Annotated in this window: 18 protein-coding genes; 12 read left to right on the top strand and 6 right to left on the bottom strand. The window is 64.7% G+C overall.

What is annotated here, in order from left to right; translation table 11 throughout:
• The first annotated feature begins 151 nt into the window (after positions 1-151).
• Positions 152-2,077: an asparagine synthase (glutamine-hydrolyzing) gene (asnB, locus tag AC1Q6C_RS27490; protein ID WP_003941790.1), complete on the top strand. Its 1,926-nt coding sequence runs from the start codon at positions 152-154 to the stop codon at positions 2,075-2,077.
• Between the two features lie 63 nt (positions 2,078-2,140).
• Here the strand turns inward: asnB and AC1Q6C_RS27485 are convergent, their stop codons facing one another.
• The 3 genes from AC1Q6C_RS27485 to AC1Q6C_RS27475 form a co-directional block, all read right to left on the bottom strand.
• Positions 2,141-3,118 (bottom strand): carbohydrate kinase family protein, encoded by a 978-nt coding sequence (locus AC1Q6C_RS27485; protein WP_003941700.1) that lies wholly within the window; start codon positions 3,116-3,118, stop codon positions 2,141-2,143.
• 196 nt (positions 3,119-3,314) lie between these two features.
• Positions 3,315-3,665 (bottom strand): HesB/IscA family protein, encoded by a 351-nt coding sequence (locus AC1Q6C_RS27480; protein WP_007730053.1) that lies wholly within the window; start codon positions 3,663-3,665, stop codon positions 3,315-3,317.
• 150 nt (positions 3,666-3,815) lie between these two features.
• Entirely contained in the window at positions 3,816-4,883 is a 1,068-nt protein-coding gene (locus AC1Q6C_RS27475) for a glycerate kinase family protein (RefSeq protein ID WP_230358788.1), read from the bottom strand.
• A gap of 134 nt (positions 4,884-5,017) precedes the next feature.
• On the opposite strand from AC1Q6C_RS27475, the gene AC1Q6C_RS27470 reads away from it, so the two are divergent.
• From AC1Q6C_RS27470 to AC1Q6C_RS27445, 6 genes are all read left to right on the top strand, one after another.
• Positions 5,018-5,674 carry a DUF3043 domain-containing protein gene (locus AC1Q6C_RS27470; protein WP_007730051.1) on the top strand — a complete coding sequence of 219 codons (657 nt, stop codon included), beginning with the start codon at positions 5,018-5,020 and terminating at the stop codon, positions 5,672-5,674.
• A 2-nt stretch (positions 5,675-5,676) separates the two neighbouring features.
• Positions 5,677-6,264 carry a bifunctional adenosylcobinamide kinase/adenosylcobinamide-phosphate guanylyltransferase gene (gene cobU, locus AC1Q6C_RS27465; protein WP_054828420.1) on the top strand — a complete coding sequence of 196 codons (588 nt, stop codon included), beginning with the start codon at positions 5,677-5,679 and terminating at the stop codon, positions 6,262-6,264.
• A 23-nt stretch (positions 6,265-6,287) separates the two neighbouring features.
• Positions 6,288-7,433, top strand: a complete 1,146-nt coding sequence (gene cobT / locus AC1Q6C_RS27460; protein ID WP_054187294.1) for a nicotinate-nucleotide--dimethylbenzimidazole phosphoribosyltransferase — start codon at positions 6,288-6,290, stop codon at positions 7,431-7,433.
• Positions 7,434-7,435: 2 nt separating this feature from the next.
• Positions 7,436-8,203: an adenosylcobinamide-GDP ribazoletransferase gene (locus AC1Q6C_RS27455; protein ID WP_230358789.1), complete on the top strand. Its 768-nt coding sequence runs from the start codon at positions 7,436-7,438 to the stop codon at positions 8,201-8,203.
• Between the two features lie 9 nt (positions 8,204-8,212).
• Positions 8,213-9,187 (top strand): GlxA family transcriptional regulator, encoded by a 975-nt coding sequence (locus tag AC1Q6C_RS27450; RefSeq protein ID WP_230358790.1) that lies wholly within the window; start codon positions 8,213-8,215, stop codon positions 9,185-9,187.
• A 123-nt stretch (positions 9,188-9,310) separates the two neighbouring features.
• Positions 9,311-10,132, top strand: coding sequence for a dienelactone hydrolase family protein (locus AC1Q6C_RS27445; protein ID WP_007730045.1), 822 nt, complete (start codon positions 9,311-9,313; stop codon positions 10,130-10,132).
• Here the strand turns inward: AC1Q6C_RS27445 and AC1Q6C_RS27440 are convergent.
• Together AC1Q6C_RS27440 and gcvT are read right to left on the bottom strand one after the other, a co-directional pair.
• Complete coding sequence (locus AC1Q6C_RS27440) at positions 10,126-11,229, bottom strand: branched-chain amino acid aminotransferase (RefSeq protein ID WP_003941766.1); 1,104 nt, start codon at positions 11,227-11,229, stop codon at positions 10,126-10,128. The genes AC1Q6C_RS27445 and AC1Q6C_RS27440 overlap by 7 nt on opposite strands.
• Positions 11,230-11,261: 32 nt before the next feature.
• A complete protein-coding gene (gene gcvT, locus AC1Q6C_RS27435) occupies positions 11,262-12,362 on the bottom strand; it encodes a glycine cleavage system aminomethyltransferase GcvT (RefSeq protein ID WP_047270091.1) in 1,101 nt (366 codons plus the stop codon).
• A 158-nt stretch (positions 12,363-12,520) separates the two neighbouring features.
• Between gcvT and AC1Q6C_RS27430 the strand changes: the two genes are divergently transcribed.
• Positions 12,521-14,038, top strand: coding sequence for a leucyl aminopeptidase (locus tag AC1Q6C_RS27430; protein WP_007730044.1), 1,518 nt, complete (start codon positions 12,521-12,523; stop codon positions 14,036-14,038).
• A 55-nt stretch (positions 14,039-14,093) separates the two neighbouring features.
• Here AC1Q6C_RS27430 and AC1Q6C_RS27425 read toward each other — a convergent pair whose 3' ends face one another.
• The gene (locus tag AC1Q6C_RS27425) at positions 14,094-14,444 is read right to left on the bottom strand and encodes a hypothetical protein (protein WP_003941713.1); all 351 of its coding nucleotides are present in this window, start codon (positions 14,442-14,444) and stop codon (positions 14,094-14,096) included.
• A gap of 364 nt (positions 14,445-14,808) precedes the next feature.
• Between AC1Q6C_RS27425 and sucB the strand changes: the two genes are divergently transcribed.
• The 4 genes from sucB (at position 14,809) to lipA (ending at position 19,421) form a co-directional block, all read left to right on the top strand.
• Positions 14,809-16,560, top strand: coding sequence for a 2-oxoglutarate dehydrogenase, E2 component, dihydrolipoamide succinyltransferase (gene sucB / locus AC1Q6C_RS27420; RefSeq protein WP_007730043.1), 1,752 nt, complete (start codon positions 14,809-14,811; stop codon positions 16,558-16,560).
• A gap of 120 nt (positions 16,561-16,680) precedes the next feature.
• The gene (locus AC1Q6C_RS27415; RefSeq protein WP_007730042.1) at positions 16,681-17,568 is read left to right on the top strand and encodes a TIGR01777 family oxidoreductase; all 888 of its coding nucleotides are present in this window, start codon (positions 16,681-16,683) and stop codon (positions 17,566-17,568) included.
• Positions 17,569-17,597: 29 nt separating this feature from the next.
• Positions 17,598-18,359, top strand: a complete 762-nt coding sequence (gene lipB / locus AC1Q6C_RS27410; protein ID WP_007730040.1) for a lipoyl(octanoyl) transferase LipB — start codon at positions 17,598-17,600, stop codon at positions 18,357-18,359.
• Positions 18,360-18,410: 51 nt separating this feature from the next.
• The gene (gene lipA / locus AC1Q6C_RS27405; protein ID WP_003941610.1) at positions 18,411-19,421 is read left to right on the top strand and encodes a lipoyl synthase; all 1,011 of its coding nucleotides are present in this window, start codon (positions 18,411-18,413) and stop codon (positions 19,419-19,421) included.
• The last annotated feature ends 73 nt before the right edge of the window (positions 19,422-19,494 follow it).

The raw sequence follows: 19,494 nt of genomic DNA, 5'->3' as shown, positions 1-19,494 counted from the left end.
TCGGCGACGCACATCACGTCGATTCGTTCCGCCGCGATCGGCAGGGACGTCGATCTGCGGCATACTTTCGTCAAGAGTTCGTTGACCTCTCCCCGACACTCGTGTCCGGGAGCCTTCTGTACAAAAATTCTGAATCGAGGAACCGGACGCTGTGTGTGGACTGCTCGGGCTACTGACATCTGGCGGAACCAGCGAGGACGCCGTCTCGCGGGTCGACCAGGCGATGCATTGCCTTCGTCACCGCGGGCCGGACGAACACGGGACGTGGAACGACGATCACCTCGTCTTCGGGTTCAACCGCCTGGCGATCATCGACATCGCTCATTCCCACCAGCCGCTGCGTTGGGGCCCACCGGAGAACCCGGAGCGTTATGCGCTCACGTTCAACGGCGAGATCTACAACTACTTGGAGATCCGCGCCGAACTGGTCAAGGACCACGACGCCAAGTTCTTCACCGAGGGCGACTCCGAGGCCATCGTCGCTGCATTCCACTACTGGGGTGAGGACGCGGTCCGGCGCCTGCGCGGAATGTTCGCGTTCGCGATCTGGGACACCGACACACGCGAGCTGTTCATCGCGCGCGATCCGTTCGGGATCAAGCCGCTGTTCATCGCGACCGGCGCCGGCGGCACCGCGTTCGGCAGCGAGAAGAAGAGCCTGCTCGAACTCACCGATCTGATCGGCATCGGTACCGAGCTGGATCCGCGTGCCATCGAGCACTACACCGTTCTGCAGTACGTACCGGAGCCGGAAACACTGCACAAGCAGATCCGACGCCTGGAGTCGGGCAGCTTCGCTCGGGTGCGTCCGGGCGAGGAGCCCACGTTCACGCGGTATTTCACGCCGAAGTTCCCGGCCAAGCCTTTTGCACCTGGCACCGAGAAGGCGCGCTACCAGGAAATCGCCGAGGCACTCGAGGATTCGGTCGCCAAGCACATGCGCGCCGACGTCACCGTCGGTTCGTTCTTGTCCGGTGGTATCGACTCCACGGCGATCGCGGCGCTGGCGATGCGCCACAACCCCAACCTGATCACCTTCACGACCGGTTTCGAACGTGAGGGCTATTCCGAGGTCGACGTCGCTGCAGAATCTGCCGCAGCGATCGGCGCGAAGCACGTTGTCAAGGTGGTCTCCCCCGCCGAGTTCGCCGCTGCCATTCCCGAGATCGTCTGGTACCTCGACGACCCGGTAGCCGATCCGGCATTGATTCCGCTGTGGTTCATCGCGAAGGAAGCGCGCAAGCACGTCAAGGTCGTGCTGTCCGGCGAGGGTGCCGACGAGCTGTTCGGCGGCTACACGATCTACCGTGAGCCGTTGTCGCTCAAGCCTTTCGAGTACCTCCCCAAGGGACTGCGTCGGGCTGCCGGCAAGTTGTCCGAACGCATCCCGGACGGCACTCGCGGCAAGAGTCTGCTCAACCGCGGTTCCTTGACGCTCGAGGAGCGCTACTACGGAAATGCTCGTAGCTTCAACGACGCTCAGCTCCGCGCCGTCCTGCGCGATTTCCGCCCCGAGTGGACTCACCAGGACGTCACTGCGCCGATCTACGCGCAGTCACGGGACTGGGATCCGGTTGCGCGGATGCAGCATCTCGACCTGTTCACCTGGCTGCGCGGCGACATCCTCGTCAAGGCAGACAAGATGACGATGGCCAACTCGCTGGAACTGCGTGTGCCGTTCCTCGATCCCGAGGTCTTCGACGTCGCGTCACGCGTACCGCTCGATCAGAAGATCACGAAGGACACGACCAAGTACGCACTGCGCCAGGCCCTGGAAGGCATTGTGCCGCACCATGTTCTGCACCGCGCGAAGCTCGGATTCCCGGTTCCCCTGCGCCATTGGCTGCGCGGCACCGAACTCTTCGACTGGGCACATCTGCAGATCGAAGAGTCGGGAACCGACCACATCTTCGACAAGCAGGCCGTCGTGAAGATGCTCAACGATCACCGCGAGGGCGTGTCCGACCACAGCCGACGCCTGTGGACCGTCCTGACCTTCATGGTCTGGCACGGAATCTTCGTGGAGAAGCGCATCGTGCCGCAGATCCAGGAACCGGTGTACCCGGTCAATATCTAGGCCTTCGGCCCCGTGAGCGGTTAGGGAGTCTCCGAACTCCTCAACCACTCACGGGGCGGAGCCCTACTTCGGCAGGATCGTCGCGATCTCGTCCGCTGCCGCGCTGCCGTATGCGTCGGTAAGGCGCTTGAGTGCCTCGTCGCGATTGAACACCCACTCCTGCGTTCCCACGGTCTCGAGAATCAACACAGCGACCAAAGATCCCAACTGTGCAGCACGCTCGAAGCTCAGACCGGCGCCGTGTGCGAGCAGGAACCCGGCGCGGAAGCCGTCACCAACGCCCGTCGGATCCACCTTGCCGGTCTCGGGCACTACGTCGACGCGCACCCAATTGCCTTCGGCGTCAACAATTTCCACACCCTTGGAGCCGAGGGTCGTGACACGGATGCCGACCTGCGCGCGGATCTCTTCCTCGCTCAGACCAGTCTTCTGCTGAAGAAGACCCCACTCGTACTCGTTGGTGAACAAGTACTTCGCGCCGTGAATGAGCGCCTTGGCCTCGTCACCGGACAGGCGGGCAAGCTGCTGCGACGGATCCGCTGCGAACGGAATCCCGAGCAGACGGCATTCGTCGGTATGGCGAACCATGGCCTCGGGGTCGTTGGCGCCGATCAGCACCAACTCGACTGCGCCTGCAGTCTTGGCCACTGCCGCGAGTTCGATCTCGCGAGCCTCGCTCATCGCACCGGGGTAGAACGACGCGATCTGCGCCATGTCCTCGTCGGTGGTGCACACGAAACGCGCCGTATGTGCCTTGTCCGAGATACGGACCGCGCTGCAGTCGACGCCGTTGTCCTCGAGCCACGTGCGGTACTCGGCGAAGTCGGCACCGACTGCGCCGACGAGTAGCGGGGACCCACCGAGCACGCCCATGGCGTAAGCGATGTTGCCGCCGACACCACCGCGGCGAATCACGAGATCGTCGACCAGGAAACTCAGCGAAACGTGGGCGAGCTGATCGGCGAGGAGCTGATCGGCGAAGCGGCCGGGGAAGCGCATTAAGTGGTCGGTGGCGATGGAACCGGTTACCGCAATAGTCACGGATCGTGGCCTTTCAGCGAAGTGAGTACAAGAATGAAAGAGGAGCAAAAGTTCACGTTACCGCCCGTAGCGCCGTCATCGGCGTCCGAGCTGTCGGATCGGAACGGTCTACGTACGAGTCACCACAAACAACTGACGCGAAACCGAATGTCGGTTCCGCGTCAGTTGTTCGTGAATTGAGTTGTGATCGACAGACTCAGTTGAACGAGTCACCGCAGGCGCAGGAGCCTGTTGCATTGGGGTTGTCGATCGAGAAGCCCTGCTGCTCGATGGTGTCGAGGAAGTCGATGGACGCACCTTCGACGTACGGCGCGCTCATCCGGTCGACAACCAGGTTGACGCCGTTGAAGTCGACAGTGAGGTCACCGTCGAGCGTGCGGTCGTCGAAGAACAGCTGGTACTTCAGTCCGGCACAGCCGCCGGGCTGCACTGCAATACGCAGCGCGAGGTCGTCGCGACCCTCCTGATCGAAGAGTGCCTTCGCCTTGGCGGACGCGGCCTCGGTCATCTTGACGCCGTGGGTGGCGGTCTCGTTCTGCACAGTCATGGGCTCTCCCTAATGTTCGTACCAACCCGTGAACGCTTCAACGGTACGCCGCTGCCGACTTATTCCCGCCAGTCCTTTACCGGGTGCGATTCATCTTCATCCTATCCGGTCTTCCAGACACGGCAACGGCGCATCGACGCTTGTGGATCCTCACCTCCGGACGCCGCGCCAGAAGTTCCACTCGCGCGCCGTGTGTTCGGCGAGTCCCTCGAGACACGCCGACGCTTCCTCCATCGCACGTTCCACCGACCCGGCGAAATCCGTCACCGACTTCGCCGCGACTATCGAGGTCGACGCATAGTCCGCCTCGTCGAGCGTCACCTGGCCGGCAAAGACGAGCGTCGGAACGCCGTGCGCTGCCCCCGCCGAAGCGAGCGTTGTGACGAGTTTGCCGCGCAGAGATTGGTGGTCGAACTTGCCTTCGCCTGTGATCACCAGGTCAGCGGAAGCCAGTAGCGCGGCCTGTCCGGTGCGATCCGCGACGACGTCGGCCCCGGATCGCCGCTGTGCACCGAGCGCAAAGAGCGCGGCACCGATACCACCCGCGGCGCCGGCACCCGGAAAATCCGACACTCGTTTTCCGGTGGCGGACTCCAACTGTTCGGCCCATCTCGCGTTCCGCGCTTCGAGAACAGCGACAGCTTCGGCGTCGGCACCCTTTTGCGGGCCGAACACCGCTGCCGCACCGTGCTCGCCGAGAAGTACGTGTTCGACGTCGGTGGCGGCGACCAACTGAGTGCCTGCCGTAGCCGCCGCTGCAACCTCCAGGCCGCCCAGCGCCTCCACCAGTCCACGTCCCCCGTCGGTGCAGCAACTCCCACCGAGTCCGACGACAACCGTCTTCACGCCTGCCTCGAGCGCGACAGCGATCAGCTCTCCCACACCGAGACTGTGCGCGGCGAGTGCAGTGTCCCGCGTCGGCGGACCTCCGAGCAGGCCGAGCCCGACGGCCTCGGCGGACTCGATGTACGCCGTGTCCGAATCGAACAGCCACGTGGCGTCGACGGCGGCGGCCAAAGGCCCGGACACCCGTGCAGTCCGGATGTCGCCCCCGGCCGTGGCCAAGACGTCGACGAATCCCGGACCACCGTCGGATTGTGGCGCGGTGACGACGTCGTCGCCGGGTCGACCGCGCCGCCAGCCGGCAGAAATGGATTCGGCCGCTTCGACGGCCGTCAACGTCTCACCGAACGAATCTGGAGCAACTATTACCCGCATAGCCGAAGTCTAAGAGTCCCGAATGACCCCGATGTTTCACGATCTCGCGCGTTTCAGTGCCTCGGGCGATTGGGTTTTTCAGAAAGACCGAGGTCGGTTTCCCAGACCGTGCACTTATCCAATAGCCTGGAGGTGTGAAATTGCTACGCCGCGGTGACTCAGACAACTCCGACAAACGTGACGTCGAGGGCACTGAGGCATCCTCGGCCTCCGAAGAGGCGCCCATCGAGCAGGTGGGCAAGGGCCGCCCCACACCCAAGCGTCGTGACGCCGAGGCGAAGAGGCGTGGCCCCGTTGCCCCTGCCCCGCTGACCGCGAAGGAAGCCCGCGCCCGCCGCAAGGCGACCCGCGGCTCCAAGGAGGACCGCAAGGCCGAAGCCGCCGAGCGTCGCGCATCGTCGGCAGACCGCCGCGCCCGCATGCTCGCCGGCGAGGACAAGTACCTGCTCCCCCGCGACAAGGGACCGGTTCGCGCCTACGTCCGCGACTTCATCGACGCTCGCCGCAACCTCGTCGGGCTGTTCATGCCGCTCGCGTTGATCCTCATCATGACCATGTTCGTCACGCCCGCGCTCCAGCAGATCGTCACACTGGCAATGCTCGTGATGATGCTCTTCATGGTCGGTGAAGGCATCTGGCTCGGTCGCATGATCAACAACCGCGTCGCCGAGCGCTTCCCCGACAGCACCGACGGCGGCTTCAAGCTCGGCTGGTACGCGTTCGTTCGCGCGTCGCAGATCCGCAAGCTGCGCGCACCGAAGCCTCGTGTGGGGCCGGGCGACGCAATCTGAGCGTGACGAACACGTATAGAACTTTGGTCCTCGGCGGCGCGCGGTCTGGTAAGTCCGCGCACGCCGAGGATTTGGTTTGTGGAGGCCACCTACCCGAAAGTTCGGCACCGATCCGGTATCTGGCGACGGCAAGGCGCGATGTCTCCGACGCAGACTGGGAGAGCCGGATCGACCAACACCGCAACAGGCGGCCTTCCCATTGGTCGACGGTCGAAACCGCAGATGCCGGCGATCTCGCGGCGCAGCTCGAAAGCGATTCACACACAGCGACGTTGGTCGACGATCTGGGAACGTGGCTGACCACGGAACTCGATCGGCAAGGCGCCTGGGACGCTCCGCGCGGCACCGTCACTCCCGCGGCGGACAGCCTGGTCGCCAGTGTCGAGAACTATCGCGGACACCTGGTGCTGGTCAGCCCCGAAGTGGGTTTGGCCGTCATCCCCGAGACGCGGTCCGGACGATTGTTCCGCGACGAGATCGGCACTCTCAACGCTCGTATCGCGGCGGTGTGCGATCGTGTCGTACTAGTGGTTGCAGGGTTACCGCTCATCTTGAAAGATACTGCTGCACAACCGGAAGGCACGATGTGAGTACCGAGGCCAATCCAGGGGCCATTTCAGGGGCGAATCCAGATGCCAACCCTGACGTCGCGCCAGTCAGTAGCGCCGACTTCGAACCCGTCACCCCGCCCGACCGCGAGGTGCGAGCGCAGGCCGATGCGCGTCAGCGTGATCTGACCAAGCCGGCCGGTTCGCTGGGCCGACTGGAGGCTCTCGCCGGCTGGGCATCAGCCTGCCAAGGAGTTTGTCCCCCACATGCTTTCGCTCGGCCTCGCGTCGTCGTGTTCGCGGGTGATCACGGAATCGCCCGCAACGGGGTCTCCGCCTATCCGCCGGAAGTGACCGCACAGATGGTCGCCAACTTCCTCGGGGGCGGCGCGGCGGTCAACGTCCTCGCCGAGGTTGCCGGCGCCACGGTACGCGTCGTCGACATCGCAGTGGACGGCGATACCGATCCGTCCGTCTCGAACCACAAGGTACGCAGGTCTTCCGGGTCCATCGACCGCGAAGACGCCATGTCGAACGAGGAAACCCTTCAGGCCATCGCCGCCGGCCGAGCGATCGCGGACGAGGAAATCGACGGGGGCGCAGATCTTCTCATCGCCGGCGACATGGGCATCGGCAATACGACGCCCGCAACCGTACTCATCGCCGCACTCACGGACAGTGAACCCGTCGCGGTCGTGGGTCGAGGTACCGGTATCGACGACGCCGGATGGATCCGCAAGACCGCAGCGATTCGCGACGCTCTCCGGCGTGCCCGTCCGCACGTTCGCGACACAGTCGCGCTGCTGCGCACGTCTTCGGGTGCCGACCTCGCCGCGATGGCCGGCTTTCTGGCCCAGGCAGCTTCGCGTCGTACGCCGGTGATCCTCGACGGCGTTGTGGTCACCGCAGCCGCCATGGTTGCCGACGAACTGGCTTTCGGCGCACGTGAATGGTGGGTCGCCGGACACCGCTCCACCGAACCCGCCCACACCATCGCATTGACCCGAATGGGTCTCGACCCGATCGTCGAGTTCGACATGCGTCTCGGTGAAGGTTCAGGTGCAGTCACCGCTCTCCCGATTCTTCAGGGCGCAGTGGCAATCCTGAGCAAGATGGCGACATTCTCCGAAGCCGGTGTCAGCACTCAGGGCAGCGCACCTGCCGACGAACCGGAGTCGATCGACCTGACCAAGACCGATACGGCGGAGTGAGCGTGGCGGGCCCGCTGTCCGGAGTGCCGCTGGCCTTCTCGTGGCTGACGGTCCTTCCGGTTCGTGGTCCCTCCGACATCGATCGAACTGCCGGCCGTCGCGCCATCGCCGCAGCTCCGCTCACCGGGATCGCTCTCGGCATTGCCGCGACGTTTCTGCTCTGGGGCACAACCAGTATCGGCCTGAATCCCTATCTCGCAGGCTTGCTGACGGTAGGTGCGCTCGCTCTCGGGACACGCGGGATGCACGTGGACGGACTGGCAGACTCCGTCGACGGACTGGGTTGTTACGGTCCACCGGAGCGCGCCCGCGAGGTCATGCACAGCGGCGGTGCCGGACCGTTCGGGGTCGCGGCACTGTTCATCTTCCTTGGGCTGCAATCGGTCTCCTTCGGCGTCCTCGCTGTTGCCGACTCCCCCACGCAGTGGATCGCCGTTCTCGTATCTGTCGCTGCGGGTCGTGTGGCCGTCGTTTTTGCCTGCCGCCGAGGTATTCTCGCGTCTGGCCCGAGCGGATTCGGTGCGCTCGTCGCCGATTCACAACCGCTGTGGGCCGCAATCGTGTGGTCGGTTCCGCTGATCGCCGCTTCCGGCTTTGCCACCGACCGGTGGTGGCTCGGCCCTCTCGTGACCGCGTCGGTGCTGGTGATCAGTGTGCTGTGCGTGCGTCACTGCGTCCGTAGATTCGGCGGACTCAACGGAGACGTTCTCGGATTCGCACTCGAACTCACTGTGACGCTTACGGCCGTCGGCCTCACTCTCGGACTGTGATCCGACGTCGTGCGAGTAGGTGTCCTTGCGTACGAAGGTTGCCTCGCGGCCGAGATCTTCGTTTTCACCGACCTTCTCCTGATCGCCAATCGCGTCGCTGATGGAGCGCCCGCCGACCCCTTCGAGGTATCGGTCATCGCAGCGTCCGGCACGCCCGTCGTTGCGGCAGGTGGATTTTCGCTCGGCGTGCAGGAGGGGCATCACGACATCGATCACCTGGTTGTGCCGGGGTTCGAACTCGTGCCGTCCGAAGACCCTGCGACGCGTTTGTCGCTGTGGGACAGAGAAATCGAGTTCATCCGTGCGTGCGAGGCGCGCGGCGTCCGGGTGTCGTCGGTCTGCGTCGGCGCGTATCTGCTGGGCGAGGCGGGACTGCTCGACGGACGCCGATGTACGACGTCGTGGCTGTACGGTGCGGACCTCGCGAGTCGTTACCCCGGTGCGACGGTTCGAACCGACTCGTTGATCGTCCAGGACGACGGCGTCACCACCACTGCTGCGTTCACCGCCGCGCTCGACCTCGCAACAGCACTCGTGCGCGAGCATCTCGGCGACAAGATTGCGCGTACGACCGCAAGAATTACGCTGGCGCCCGAAAACCGAACCAGTCAAGCTCCGTACATCCTCGACTCGATGCTGCCCGCCAAACACACACAGTTTGCCGACGACGTCGGAAGGTGGCTGGTCGAACGGATGGCGGAACCTTACGACTTGGATCTGCTGTCGAGTGCTTTTCACCTCAGCACCCGAACCATGCTTCGGAAGTTCAAGGACGAGACCGGGGAATCGCCGCGCAGTTATCTGCAGCGTGCACGGATCCGAAAAGCGAGACGGTTGTTGGAATCGACCGACTGGCCTCTCGGAAAGATCCTGGGGCACATCGGCTATCAGGATCCTGGAACCTTCCGTCGCCTGTTCACCGACCGCGTCGGCATCAGCCCGGCCGACTACCGAAAGCGATTCCGCAACGGCGGCGCCGGATAGGTGCGAGGCGAGCCCGCCCGAAAACATGGCGAACCGCCCTCTTCTGTAGTCGATCCCGCGCCGAAAGACTGTGCAGAGGAATTGTTTCGACTACTGAGAGGGCTCACCGTGCCGAACCGGAGCATGACCGAAGACGATCCGCTCGAAGACTTCGACCGTCGAACGATCACCATCGACGCAGTGGCGAAGTCCGTGTACGTGGCCGGCACCGGTCCCGCAGTAATCGTCATGCCGGAGATGCCGGGCATCAGCCCGCATGTAGCGCGATTCGCCCGCTGGGTGCGCGACGCCGGTTTCACTGTCTTCGTTCCGTCACTGTTCGGGCACGACGGCGCGGTCCCCACAGTGAACGAGGGGCTGACGGTATTCAAGAGAGCCTGCGTCAGTGCAGAATTCCGCGCCCTCGCTGCCGATGAACCGAGTCCGGCGGTCCGTTGGCTGCGTTCACTCGCCGCTTCCGCCCATGAGGAGAGCGGCGGACCTGGCGTCGGCGTGATCGGAATGTGCTTCACCGGTAACTTCGCGTTGTCGATGATGCTCGAACCCTCGGTCATCGCGCCGGTTCTCGCCCAACCGTCGTTACCGCTCGATCGACCGGACGAAACCGACAGCGGGCCCGAAGAACTCGAAGCCGTGCGCTCGAGACTCGAGGCCGAAGACCTCACGGTGCTTGCATACCGCTTTCGAGGTGACTCGTTCTGCCGCGCACAACGATTCGCCGCCTATTCGAAGGCCTTGGGCGAGCGCTTCGTCGGGAAGGTACTACCCGACGAAGCGGCCAACGCGACAACGTCGCCGTTCTTCGAACACGTCATTGCCAATCCACACAGCGTGGTGACGGCTCATCTCGTCGACGAGGCGGGATCGCCCACCACCGTCGCACGAGACGAGATTCTGCAGTTCTTCCGGGAGCGATTGCTCGCGGAACGAACCAGCGATCAGTGAAGTTTCGTCATCCAGCCGTGGGTGTCGGCGAAGGTTCCGCGCTGGATACCCGTGAGGGTGTCGCGCAGTGCCATCGTCACCTCACCCGGCTCGCCGTCGGCGATGGTGAACTCGCCCTCGGCGGACTTGACGCGTCCGACGGGGGTGATGACTGCTGCTGTGCCGCAAGCGAAGACCTCGGTGATTTCACCGCTCTTGCACTTGGTGCGCCATTCGTCGGTGCTGATCTTGCGCTCCTCGACGGCGAAACCGGAATCGGCGGCAAGGGCGAGCAACGAGTTGCGCGTGATGCCTGGCAACAACGAACCGGACAGCGACGGCGTCACGAGGCGAGCGTCGGGGCCCGAGCCGAAGACGAAGAACAGGTTCATTCCACCCATTTCCTCGACGTACGTGCGCTCGATGGCGTCGAGCCAGACCACCTGGTCGCAACCCTCGTCGGCGGCTTGCGCCTGGGCGAGGAGTGAAGCGGCGTAGTTGCCGGCGAACTTGGCCGCGCCGGTACCACCGGGGGCCGCGCGAACGTATTCGGTGGACAGCCACACACTGACCGGCTTGACGCCGCGCGGGAAGTACGCACCGGCAGGCGAGGCGATCAGCAGGTAGCGGTACTCGTCGGCGGGACGGACACCGAGTCCGGCTTCGGTGGAGAACATGAACGGACGGAGGTAGAGCGCGTCCTCGCCACCGGCTGCGGGAACCCAGTCGAGATCGACGTCGATCAGTTCGGTGATGGAATCGATGAACATCTGCGACGGGAGCTCCGGCATGGCCAGACGGCGCGCAGATGCCGCGAAACGCTCGGCGTTGGCCTCGACGCGGAACGAGCTGATCTCGCCACCCGGCTGACGGTATGCCTTGAGGCCCTCGAAGATGGCCTGTCCGTAGTGCAAAACCATTGCGGCCGGATCGAGCTCGATGTTTCCGTACGGCAACACCTGGGCGTCGTGCCAGCCCTTGCCCGCGGTGTAGTCGATCGAGACCATGTGGTCGGTGAAGTGCCGCCCGAAGCCGGGCGCCGCCAAAATGTCACGGCGCTCGGCGTCGGACTTCGGGGACGAGCTCTGAACACGAACGAAATCGGCGGCACCTGTCATGGGCGCAATCCTATCGAACGTGAAAAAGCTCTCTACTTGGTGTTGGTCTCCACGAACGGAGGAGACACCACGACGCACCGAAGAGCACGACCACGGACGTCGACTTCGATCTCGTCGCCGGCCGAGACATTGGCACCGGAATCGAGGAGCGCCAACGCAATTCCCACTTTGAGCGAGGGCGAAAACGTCCCCGAGGTGGTCTCGCCGATTGCCTCGCCGTCACGCAGAACACCGAGGCCGGCACGAAGCACGCCGCGATCGAGAGCCTTGATCCCCCAGAGTTTGCGAGCCGGGCCGGCAGCCTTCTCGTCGGTCAAGGTCTCTTTGCCCCAGAATGTCGGCTTCTTCCAACCGATCGCCCATCCGCAGCGCGCTTCGAGCGGAGAAATCTCGAGCGAAAGCTCATGCCCGTGCAGCGGATACCCCATCTCGGTACGAAGAGTGTCACGGGCGCCGAGTCCGGCGGCCTGCCCACCCTCGGCGCGCACTGCCTCGAGAAGCGCGCGGAACAACGGCTCGCTGTCGTCCCACCGCGGCAGGAGTTCGTAGCCGACCTCACCGGTGTAACCGCTGCGGCACACACGAACAGGCACGCCGTTCCATTCCGCATCTTCGTACGCCATGTACTCGATCTCGGTGGGAAGTCCCAGAGCGGTCAGAACCGCCACCGATTTCGGACCCTGCACAGCCAGCACACCGTAGGCACGATGCTGATCCTCGACGGTGATTCCGTCCGGTGCGAGGGCGACCAGAGCCGCAACGACGTCCGCGGTATTGGCTGCGTTCGGGACGAGGAAGATCTCGTCGTCGCTGACGTAGTACGCAATGAGGTCGTCGATGACACCACCGGACTCGTTGCAGCACAACGTGTACTGAGCCTTACCCGGCCCGATCTTGTTCAAATCGTTGGTCAGTGCGGAGTTCACGAATTCCGCGGCGCCCGCGCCACGCACGACGGCCTTGCCGAGGTGACTGACGTCGAAGAGTCCGACATTCTCACGCACAGAGGTGTGTTCGGCCACGACGCCGGCGTACGAAACCGGCATCTGCCACCCCCCGAACGGCGCGAACGTCGCGCCGAGTTCGACGTGGACGGGGTGGATCGGGCCCTGCAACAGTTGTTCGTCGGTCATGGCCCACAACCTATCGGACTTCGCCGATCGAAACATGTCCGCAGCGAGAGCTCACCCGGCCGTGACGATCGCCCGTCCGCAAACTGCAAAGGGCCTAACATCGACTCAGGCATCCGCCAGAACCGGACGCATCGCACACTCACCTCACAGGAGACACCTTGAGCACTCGCACAGCCCGATCGTTGGGACCCGACCTCGTTCTCGCCGGCACAGTCGCCAAGCGCGCAGAGATACTGGTCGTCGGTCTGACGTCGGGTCCGGACGGCCCCGAAATCGCACTCAGCGAAGGCATCGTCGCCGAAGACGTACTCGCCGAGATCCTCGACAGCCTCATCGCCGTCGGCGCCACCGGCAAGCCCGAGCAGCTCACTCGTGTCCCGGCACCGAGCGAACTGTCGGTCACCAGCGTTCTCGCCGTCGGACTCGGCTCTGCCGACAAGCTCGGCAGCGAGCAGATCCGTAAGTCCGCCGGCGCCGCAGCTCGCTCGTTGTCCGGCATCGACACCGTCGCAACCACGCTCTCGATCCTCGACCTCGGTGCAGCCGCCGAGGGATTTGCGTTGGGCGCGTACAGCTTCACCGAATTCAAGTCGTCCATGACGGCTCCCGGTCCCGATTCGCAGCCACTGGCCCGCGTCGAACTTCTGGTGCCGTCGCCGCGCACGAAGGAGACCAAAGCGACGCTGGCACGGTCGGCTGCCATCGCCGAGGCCGTCGCCACCGCACGCGAGTTCGTCAACACTCCCCCGAGCCACCTCTACCCCGCCGAGTTCGCCGCGCGCGCGAAGGCACTGGGCGTCGAGGCCGGGCTCACCGTCCAGGTTCTCGACGAGAAGGCACTCGAGAAGGGTGGCTACGGCGGAATCATCGGCGTCGGCAAGGGCTCGTCACGCCAGCCGCGTCTCGTCCGCCTCGAATACGCGTCGAAGAAGCGTGGTGCCCGCAAGGTCGCACTGGTGGGTAAGGGCATCACCTTCGACACCGGCGGAATCTCCATCAAGCCCGCCGCCGGTATGGAGAACATGACCTCGGACATGGGCGGCGCCGCAGCCGTCATCTCCACCGTCGTGCTTGCCGCCAAGCTCGGCCTGCCCGTCAACGTCGTCGCATACGTACCGATGGCCGAGAACATGCCGTCCGCGACCGCCCAGCGTCCCGGCGACGTGCTGACCCAGTACGGCGGAATCACCATCGAGGTCGTCAACACCGACGCCGAGGGCCGTTTGATTCTTGCCGACGCGATGGTTCGCGCGGGTGAGGACAACCCCGACTACATGATCGACACCGCCACCCTCACCGGTGCGCAGATGGTCGCGCTCGGCAACCGCACCCCCGGAGTCATGGGCACCGACGAGTTCCGTGACCGCGTCGCCTCCATCTCGCAGAGCGTCGGCGAGAACGGCTGGGCCATGCCGCTGCCGGAGGAATTGCGCGGAGATCTCGACTCCAAGGTCGCCGACATGGCCAATGTCACCCCACACCGCTGGGGCGGCATGCTGGTCGCAGCTCACTACCTCAAGGAATTCGTTCCCGAGGGTGTCCAGTGGGCGCACATCGACGTCGCGGGGCCGGCCTACAACACGTCAGGGCCGTGGGGTTACACCGGCAAGGGCGGTACCGGCGTTCCCGTTCGCACGATGATCTCGGTCCTGGAGGACATCGCGGTCAACGGCTGACCCCTTGCTGTGCGCCTTTATTAACCCCCCGCGGTTAAGAAAGCCCCACAGCAGTTCAGGCGCCGTCGCGCAATTCCTGCTCTCGGGCCCGCTTGCGTTCGATTCGCTTACGTTCGTCGTGATCGCGCATACGCTGCGGATATCCCGTTTTTCGGACGTCGTAGACCGGGATCTTCAGGTCTTGTCCCAATTTGCGGGCACCACGTTCGCCGCCGACACGACGACGAGTCCACTCCCCGTCCTTCGCAACCAGGACGACGGTCACCTCGGTCACCGTCGTCTGCGGTTCCACATAGGCCTCGACGCCTTCGTGCGAGTGCGCCCAATTCGCCAGATGATCCGCATCACTTTGCGCTGCGGCCTGAGCCGCACTTGGCGGACGCTTGAAACGATCGAACAGTCCCACGGTCGTACCCTCCTCGGTACCGACGCCGCGGATGCACCCCGGCGATATGTCAAGTTTGCCAGGCGATGTCCGTTGTGCCTGCGCACGACATACCGTTTGGTCCGCTTACGACGTTACAGCCGGACCCCCGACGCATACCTACTCGCCAGTAGCCGACACACCCGAAACGGACGGCATCCCCCTCATCGGACACGCCCGGCGTATCAATGGAAAGATGAACGACGGTGACGCCGCGCCCGCGCGTCGACATCGGCAAAATAGCTACAAGTAGCCGCACGTCGCGCGCCACTCGAGCACAATGCATTACGACCACAAGTCGACAAAATTCAACAACCCGAACACAACTGTCGAGGAGTCAAAAGACATGGCCTTCTCCGTCCAGATGCCAGCCCTAGGTGAGAGCGTCACCGAGGGAACTGTCACACGGTGGCTCAAGCAGGAAGGAGACACGGTCGAAGTCGACGAACCCTTGCTCGAAGTCTCCACGGACAAGGTCGACACCGAGATTCCGTCTCCCGTCGCCGGCGTCCTGACCAAGATCGTCGCGCAGGAAGACGACACCGTGGAAATCGGTGGCGAGCTCGCCCAGATCGGTGAAGCCGGCGAAGCCGCAGCACCCGCGGCAGAGGCACCCGCCCCCGCCGCAGAGGAAGCTCCCGCCGAGGAAGCGCCGGCTGCCGAAGCTCCCGCCGAAGAAACTCCCGCTGCCGAGGCACCCGCTGCTTCCGGCGGTTCCGCTGAAGGTACCGCCGTGACGATGCCCGCCCTCGGCGAGTCCGTCACCGAAGGCACCGTCACCCGTTGGCTCAAGGCTGTCGGCGACGAGGTTGCCGTCGACGAGGCGCTGCTCGAGGTCTCGACCGACAAGGTCGACACAGAGATCCCGTCCCCCGTCGCCGGAATCCTGCTCGAGATCAATGCGCAGGAAGACGACACCGTCGAGATCGGTGGCCAGCTGGCCGTCGTCGGCTCCGGCGCACCCGCCGCGGCTCCGGCACCCAAGGCCGCTCCCGCAGCACCGGCAGCACCCCCTGCCCCCAAGGCCGAAGCTCCGAAGGCCGAAGCACCCAAGGCTGAAGCACCCAAGCCTGCCGCCGCACCGGCCGCACCCGCTCCGAAGCCTGCTGCGGCTCCCGCACCGGCGGCCGCACCCGCAGCTTCCGGCGACAGCAGCCCGTACGTCACCCCGCTCGTGCGCAAGCTCGCAACGGACAACGGCGTCGACCTCGCGACCGTCACCGGCACCGGCGTCGGCGGCCGCATCCGCAAGCAGGATGTGCTCGCCGCTGCGGAGGCCAAGAAGGCTCCCGCCGCCGCAGCTCCTGCTGCTGCAGCACCCGCGGCCGCACCGGCCGCCACCGCAGCCGCAGGCGTCCGACCCGAACTGGCACACCTGCGTGGAACCACGCAGAAGGCCAACCGTATTCGGCAGATCACGGCCACCAAGACGCGCGAGTCGCTGCAGAACACCGCTCAGCTCACGCAGACCTTCGAGGTGGACGTCACCAAGATCGTCGCCCTGCGGGCCCGTGCCAAGGCCGGCTTCATCGAGCGCGAAGGCGTCAACCTGACGTTCCTTCCGTTCTTCGCCAAGGCAGTCGTCGAGGCGCTGAAGTCGCACCCGAACATCAACGCCAGCTACGACGAGGCTGCCAAGCAGATCACCTACTACGACGCTGAGCACCTCGGCATCGCAGTGGACACCGATCAGGGCTTGCTCTCCCCCGTCATCCACAACGCCGGCGATCTCGGCCTGGCCGGCTTGGCCCGCGCCATCGCCGACATCGCCAAGCGTGCACGCTCGGGTGGCCTGAAGCCGGACGAGCTCTCGGGTGGCACCTTCACCATCACCAACATCGGCAGCCAGGGCGCGCTGTTCGACACCCCGATCCTGGTACCGCCGCAGGCGGCCATGCTCGGAACCGGCGCGATCGTCAAGCGCCCGATGGTGGTCACCGACGAGAACGGCAACGAGTCCATCGGCGTTCGCTCGATGATCTACTTGCCGCTGACCTACGATCACCGTCTGGTCGACGGCGCCGACGCCGGCCGATTCCTCACCACTGTGAAGCAGCGGTTGGAAGAAGCCTCGTTCGAAGCTGATCTGGGCCTGTAAGCAACTGCTCGGCCGGCCGGGGCGTCATCTCCATCAGGAGGTGGCGCCCCGGCTTTTTCAGTACGGTCGGAGATATACGTTCGGATATCGAAGCACGCTGAATCGAAGGAGGCTTTCCGAATGCGAGTAGTCATCGCCGGCTCGTCCGGTTTGATCGGAACGGCCTTGGTGTCATCGTTGCGCTCCGACAACCACGACGTGGTGCGTCTGGTGCGACGCTCGACCGCCGGCCCCGACGAATCGCGTTGGGACCCGGACCACGACCGTCTGGACCTCTCCGTCCTGCAGGGCGCCGACGCCGTCGTGAACCTCTGCGGCGTCGGCATCGGCGACAAACGGTGGTCGGGTTCCTACAAGCAAGCGATCCGTGACAGCCGCATCGTCGCGACCGACGTCTTGGCCGAAGCGGTCGCGAGTGAGAAGGTTCCCGTCCTCGCCAACGCGAGCGCCGTCGGCTATTACGGCGACACCGGCGACAAGATCGTCGACGAGGATTCGCCGGCAGGCACAGACTTTCTCGCCACGACGTGTCGCGATTGGGAACTTGCCACCGAACCGGCGCGTGCGGCGGGTGCCCGCGTCGTCAATCTGCGGTCCGGCGTCGTGATTTCACCTCATGGGGGCATGCTCGGTCGGCTTCGGCGCCTTTATTCGTTCGGCCTCGGCGGGCGACTGGGCAACGGTCGCCAGTACTTTCCGTGGATCTCACTCGAGGACGAGTGCGACGCGATCAAGTTCGCGCTCACGAATTCCGAACTCTCCGGTCCCGTCAACCTGACCGGTCCGGCCCCTGTCACCAATGCCCAGTTCAATGACGCCATGTCCCGTGCGGTCCACCGCCCGGCTCCCTGGATCGTTCCCGGGTTCGCACTCGAAGCGTTGATCGGAGAATTCGCCAAGAGCGGCATCCTCGGTGGCCAGCGCGCCATTCCCGCAGCTTTGGAAAAGGCGGGATTCTCTTTCCGCCACAACACGATCGGCGAAGCGCTGGCGGCCGCACTCGGTTGATTCCGAAGTCGGGCGTAATCTCTACGTCCATGAGCAGCGCTGCCGTTTCCGCCCGGTTCTCGAAACTGCCGATCGCCGTCGAGCAACTCGGTTCGATCGACTACAACGCCGCGTGGGACCGCCAGCGTGAGCTCGCGGCAGCGCGGGCGGACGACATCGGACCGGACACGCTACTGCTCCTCGAACACCCGCCGGTGTACACAGCAGGACGACGCACGGAACCCGAAGATCGTCCCGTCGACGGCACGCCTGTCATCGACGTCGACCGCGGCGGGAAGATCACCTGGCACGGCCCCGGCCAGCTGGTGGGATATCCGATCGTGAAACTGGCCGAGCCCATCGACGTGGTGCGGTATGTCCGACGCATCGAGGAAGCACTGATCACGGTGTGCACGGACCTCGGCCTGAACTGCGGGCGCATCGACGGCCGCTCCGGCGTCTGGCTGCCCGCCGAACTCGCAAACGGGCAATGGAAGCCCGAGCGCAAGGTTTCAGCCATCGGCGTGCGCGTCCAACGGGGCGTGGCACTGCACGGCTTCTCCCTGAACTGCAATTCGGTCCTGACCGGATTCGACAACATCATTCCCTGCGGCATCCGTGACGCCGGGGTCACGACGCTGTCGCAGGAACTCGGTCGCGACGTCACCGTGGACGAAGTCACTCCCGCTGTGACCGAGGCAGTGATCGCTGCTCTCGACGGAACCATGCCCGTCACCGAACGGAACGTCGAGCGCGTCACCTTCGAAAGCGCCTCGCCTACTCCGACTTTTACTACCGTTCAGTACAGCTGACGGGCTCGCCCGAACCCCGTTGCAGTAATCACCGGGCGTAGGATCACTGTCGTGACTATCGCCCCAGAAGGACGTAAGCTGCTCCGTCTCGAGATCCGAAACGCGGAGACGCCCATCGAACGCAAACCCAACTGGATCAAGACCCGAGCAAAGATGGGCCCCGAGTACACGGAGCTCAAGGGCCTGGTCAAGCGTGAAGGTTTGCACACCGTCTGCGAGGAAGCGGGCTGCCCCAACATCTACGAGTGCTGGGAAGACCGCGAAGCCACGTTCCTGATCGGCGGTGAGCAGTGCACACGCCGCTGCGACTTCTGCCAGATCGACACCGGCAAGCCCGAAGCCCTCGACCGCGACGAGCCCCGTCGCGTCGCGGAAAGCGTTCAGGCCATGGGCCTTCGGTACTCCACGATCACCGGCGTCGCCCGCGACGACCTCCCCGACGGCGGCGCCTGGCTCTACGCCGAGACCGTCCGCAAGATCCACGAACTCAACCCTGGCACCGGCGTCGAGAACCTGGTTCCGGACTTCAACGGCAAGCCCGAACTGCTCGACGAGGTCTTCGCCTCACGCCCCGAGGTACTCGCACACAACCTCGAGACCGTCCCCCGCATCTTCAAGCGGATCCGTCCGGCATTCCGGTACCAGCGCAGCCTCGACGTCATCACCGCAGCACGCGACTACGGACTGGTCACCAAGTCCAACCTGATCCTCGGCATGGGCGAAACCCCTGAAGAGGTCACCGAGGCGATGGCAGATCTCCACGCCGCCGGTTGCGACATCCTCACCATCACCCAGTACCTGCGACCCTCGCCCCGGCACCACCCCGTCGAGCGGTGGGTCAAGCCCGAGGAGTTCGTCGCACACTCGAAGGCTGCAGAAGAGATGGGCTTCGCCGGCGTCATGGCCGGTCCGTTGGTTCGCTCGTCGTACCGCGCCGGCCGCCTGTATGCGCAGGCCATGGCACATCACGGCCGTGAACTTCCCGAGGCGCAGCGTCATCTGACCGAGGGCGGCGACGCTTCCCAGGAAGCCAGCTCACTCATGGCGCGCCTGAATCGCTGATCCACTTTTTGCTGTGCGCCTTTATTAACCGCGGGCGGTTAGTAAAGGCGCACAGCAATGGACGTATCCTGGG

It is taken from the genome of Rhodococcus sp. MT28, from assembly GCF_058792695.1.
This window is presented reverse-complemented; position numbering and strand designations above follow the sequence as displayed.

Bases quoted from the DNA above. Each gene is read 5' to 3' on its own strand.
- AC1Q6C_RS27475 (WP_230358788.1), bottom strand. From the start codon at position 4,883: ATGCGGGTAATAGTTGCTCCAGATTCGTTCGGTGAGACGTTGACGGCC.
- AC1Q6C_RS27440 (WP_003941766.1), bottom strand. From the start codon at position 11,229: ATGACAGGTGCCGCCGATTTCGTTCGTGTTCAGAGCTCGTCCCCGAAG.
- lipB (WP_007730040.1), top strand. From the start codon at position 17,598: ATGAGCAGCGCTGCCGTTTCCGCCCGGTTCTCGAAACTGCCGATCGCC.
- AC1Q6C_RS27445 (WP_007730045.1), top strand. From the start codon at position 9,311: ATGACCGAAGACGATCCGCTCGAAGACTTCGACCGTCGAACGATCACC.
- AC1Q6C_RS27415 (WP_007730042.1), top strand. From the start codon at position 16,681: ATGCGAGTAGTCATCGCCGGCTCGTCCGGTTTGATCGGAACGGCCTTG.
- sucB (WP_007730043.1), top strand. From the start codon at position 14,809: ATGGCCTTCTCCGTCCAGATGCCAGCCCTAGGTGAGAGCGTCACCGAG.
- AC1Q6C_RS27480 (WP_007730053.1), bottom strand. From the start codon at position 3,665: ATGACTGTGCAGAACGAGACCGCCACCCACGGCGTCAAGATGACCGAG.
- gcvT (WP_047270091.1), bottom strand. From the start codon at position 12,362: ATGACCGACGAACAACTGTTGCAGGGCCCGATCCACCCCGTCCACGTC.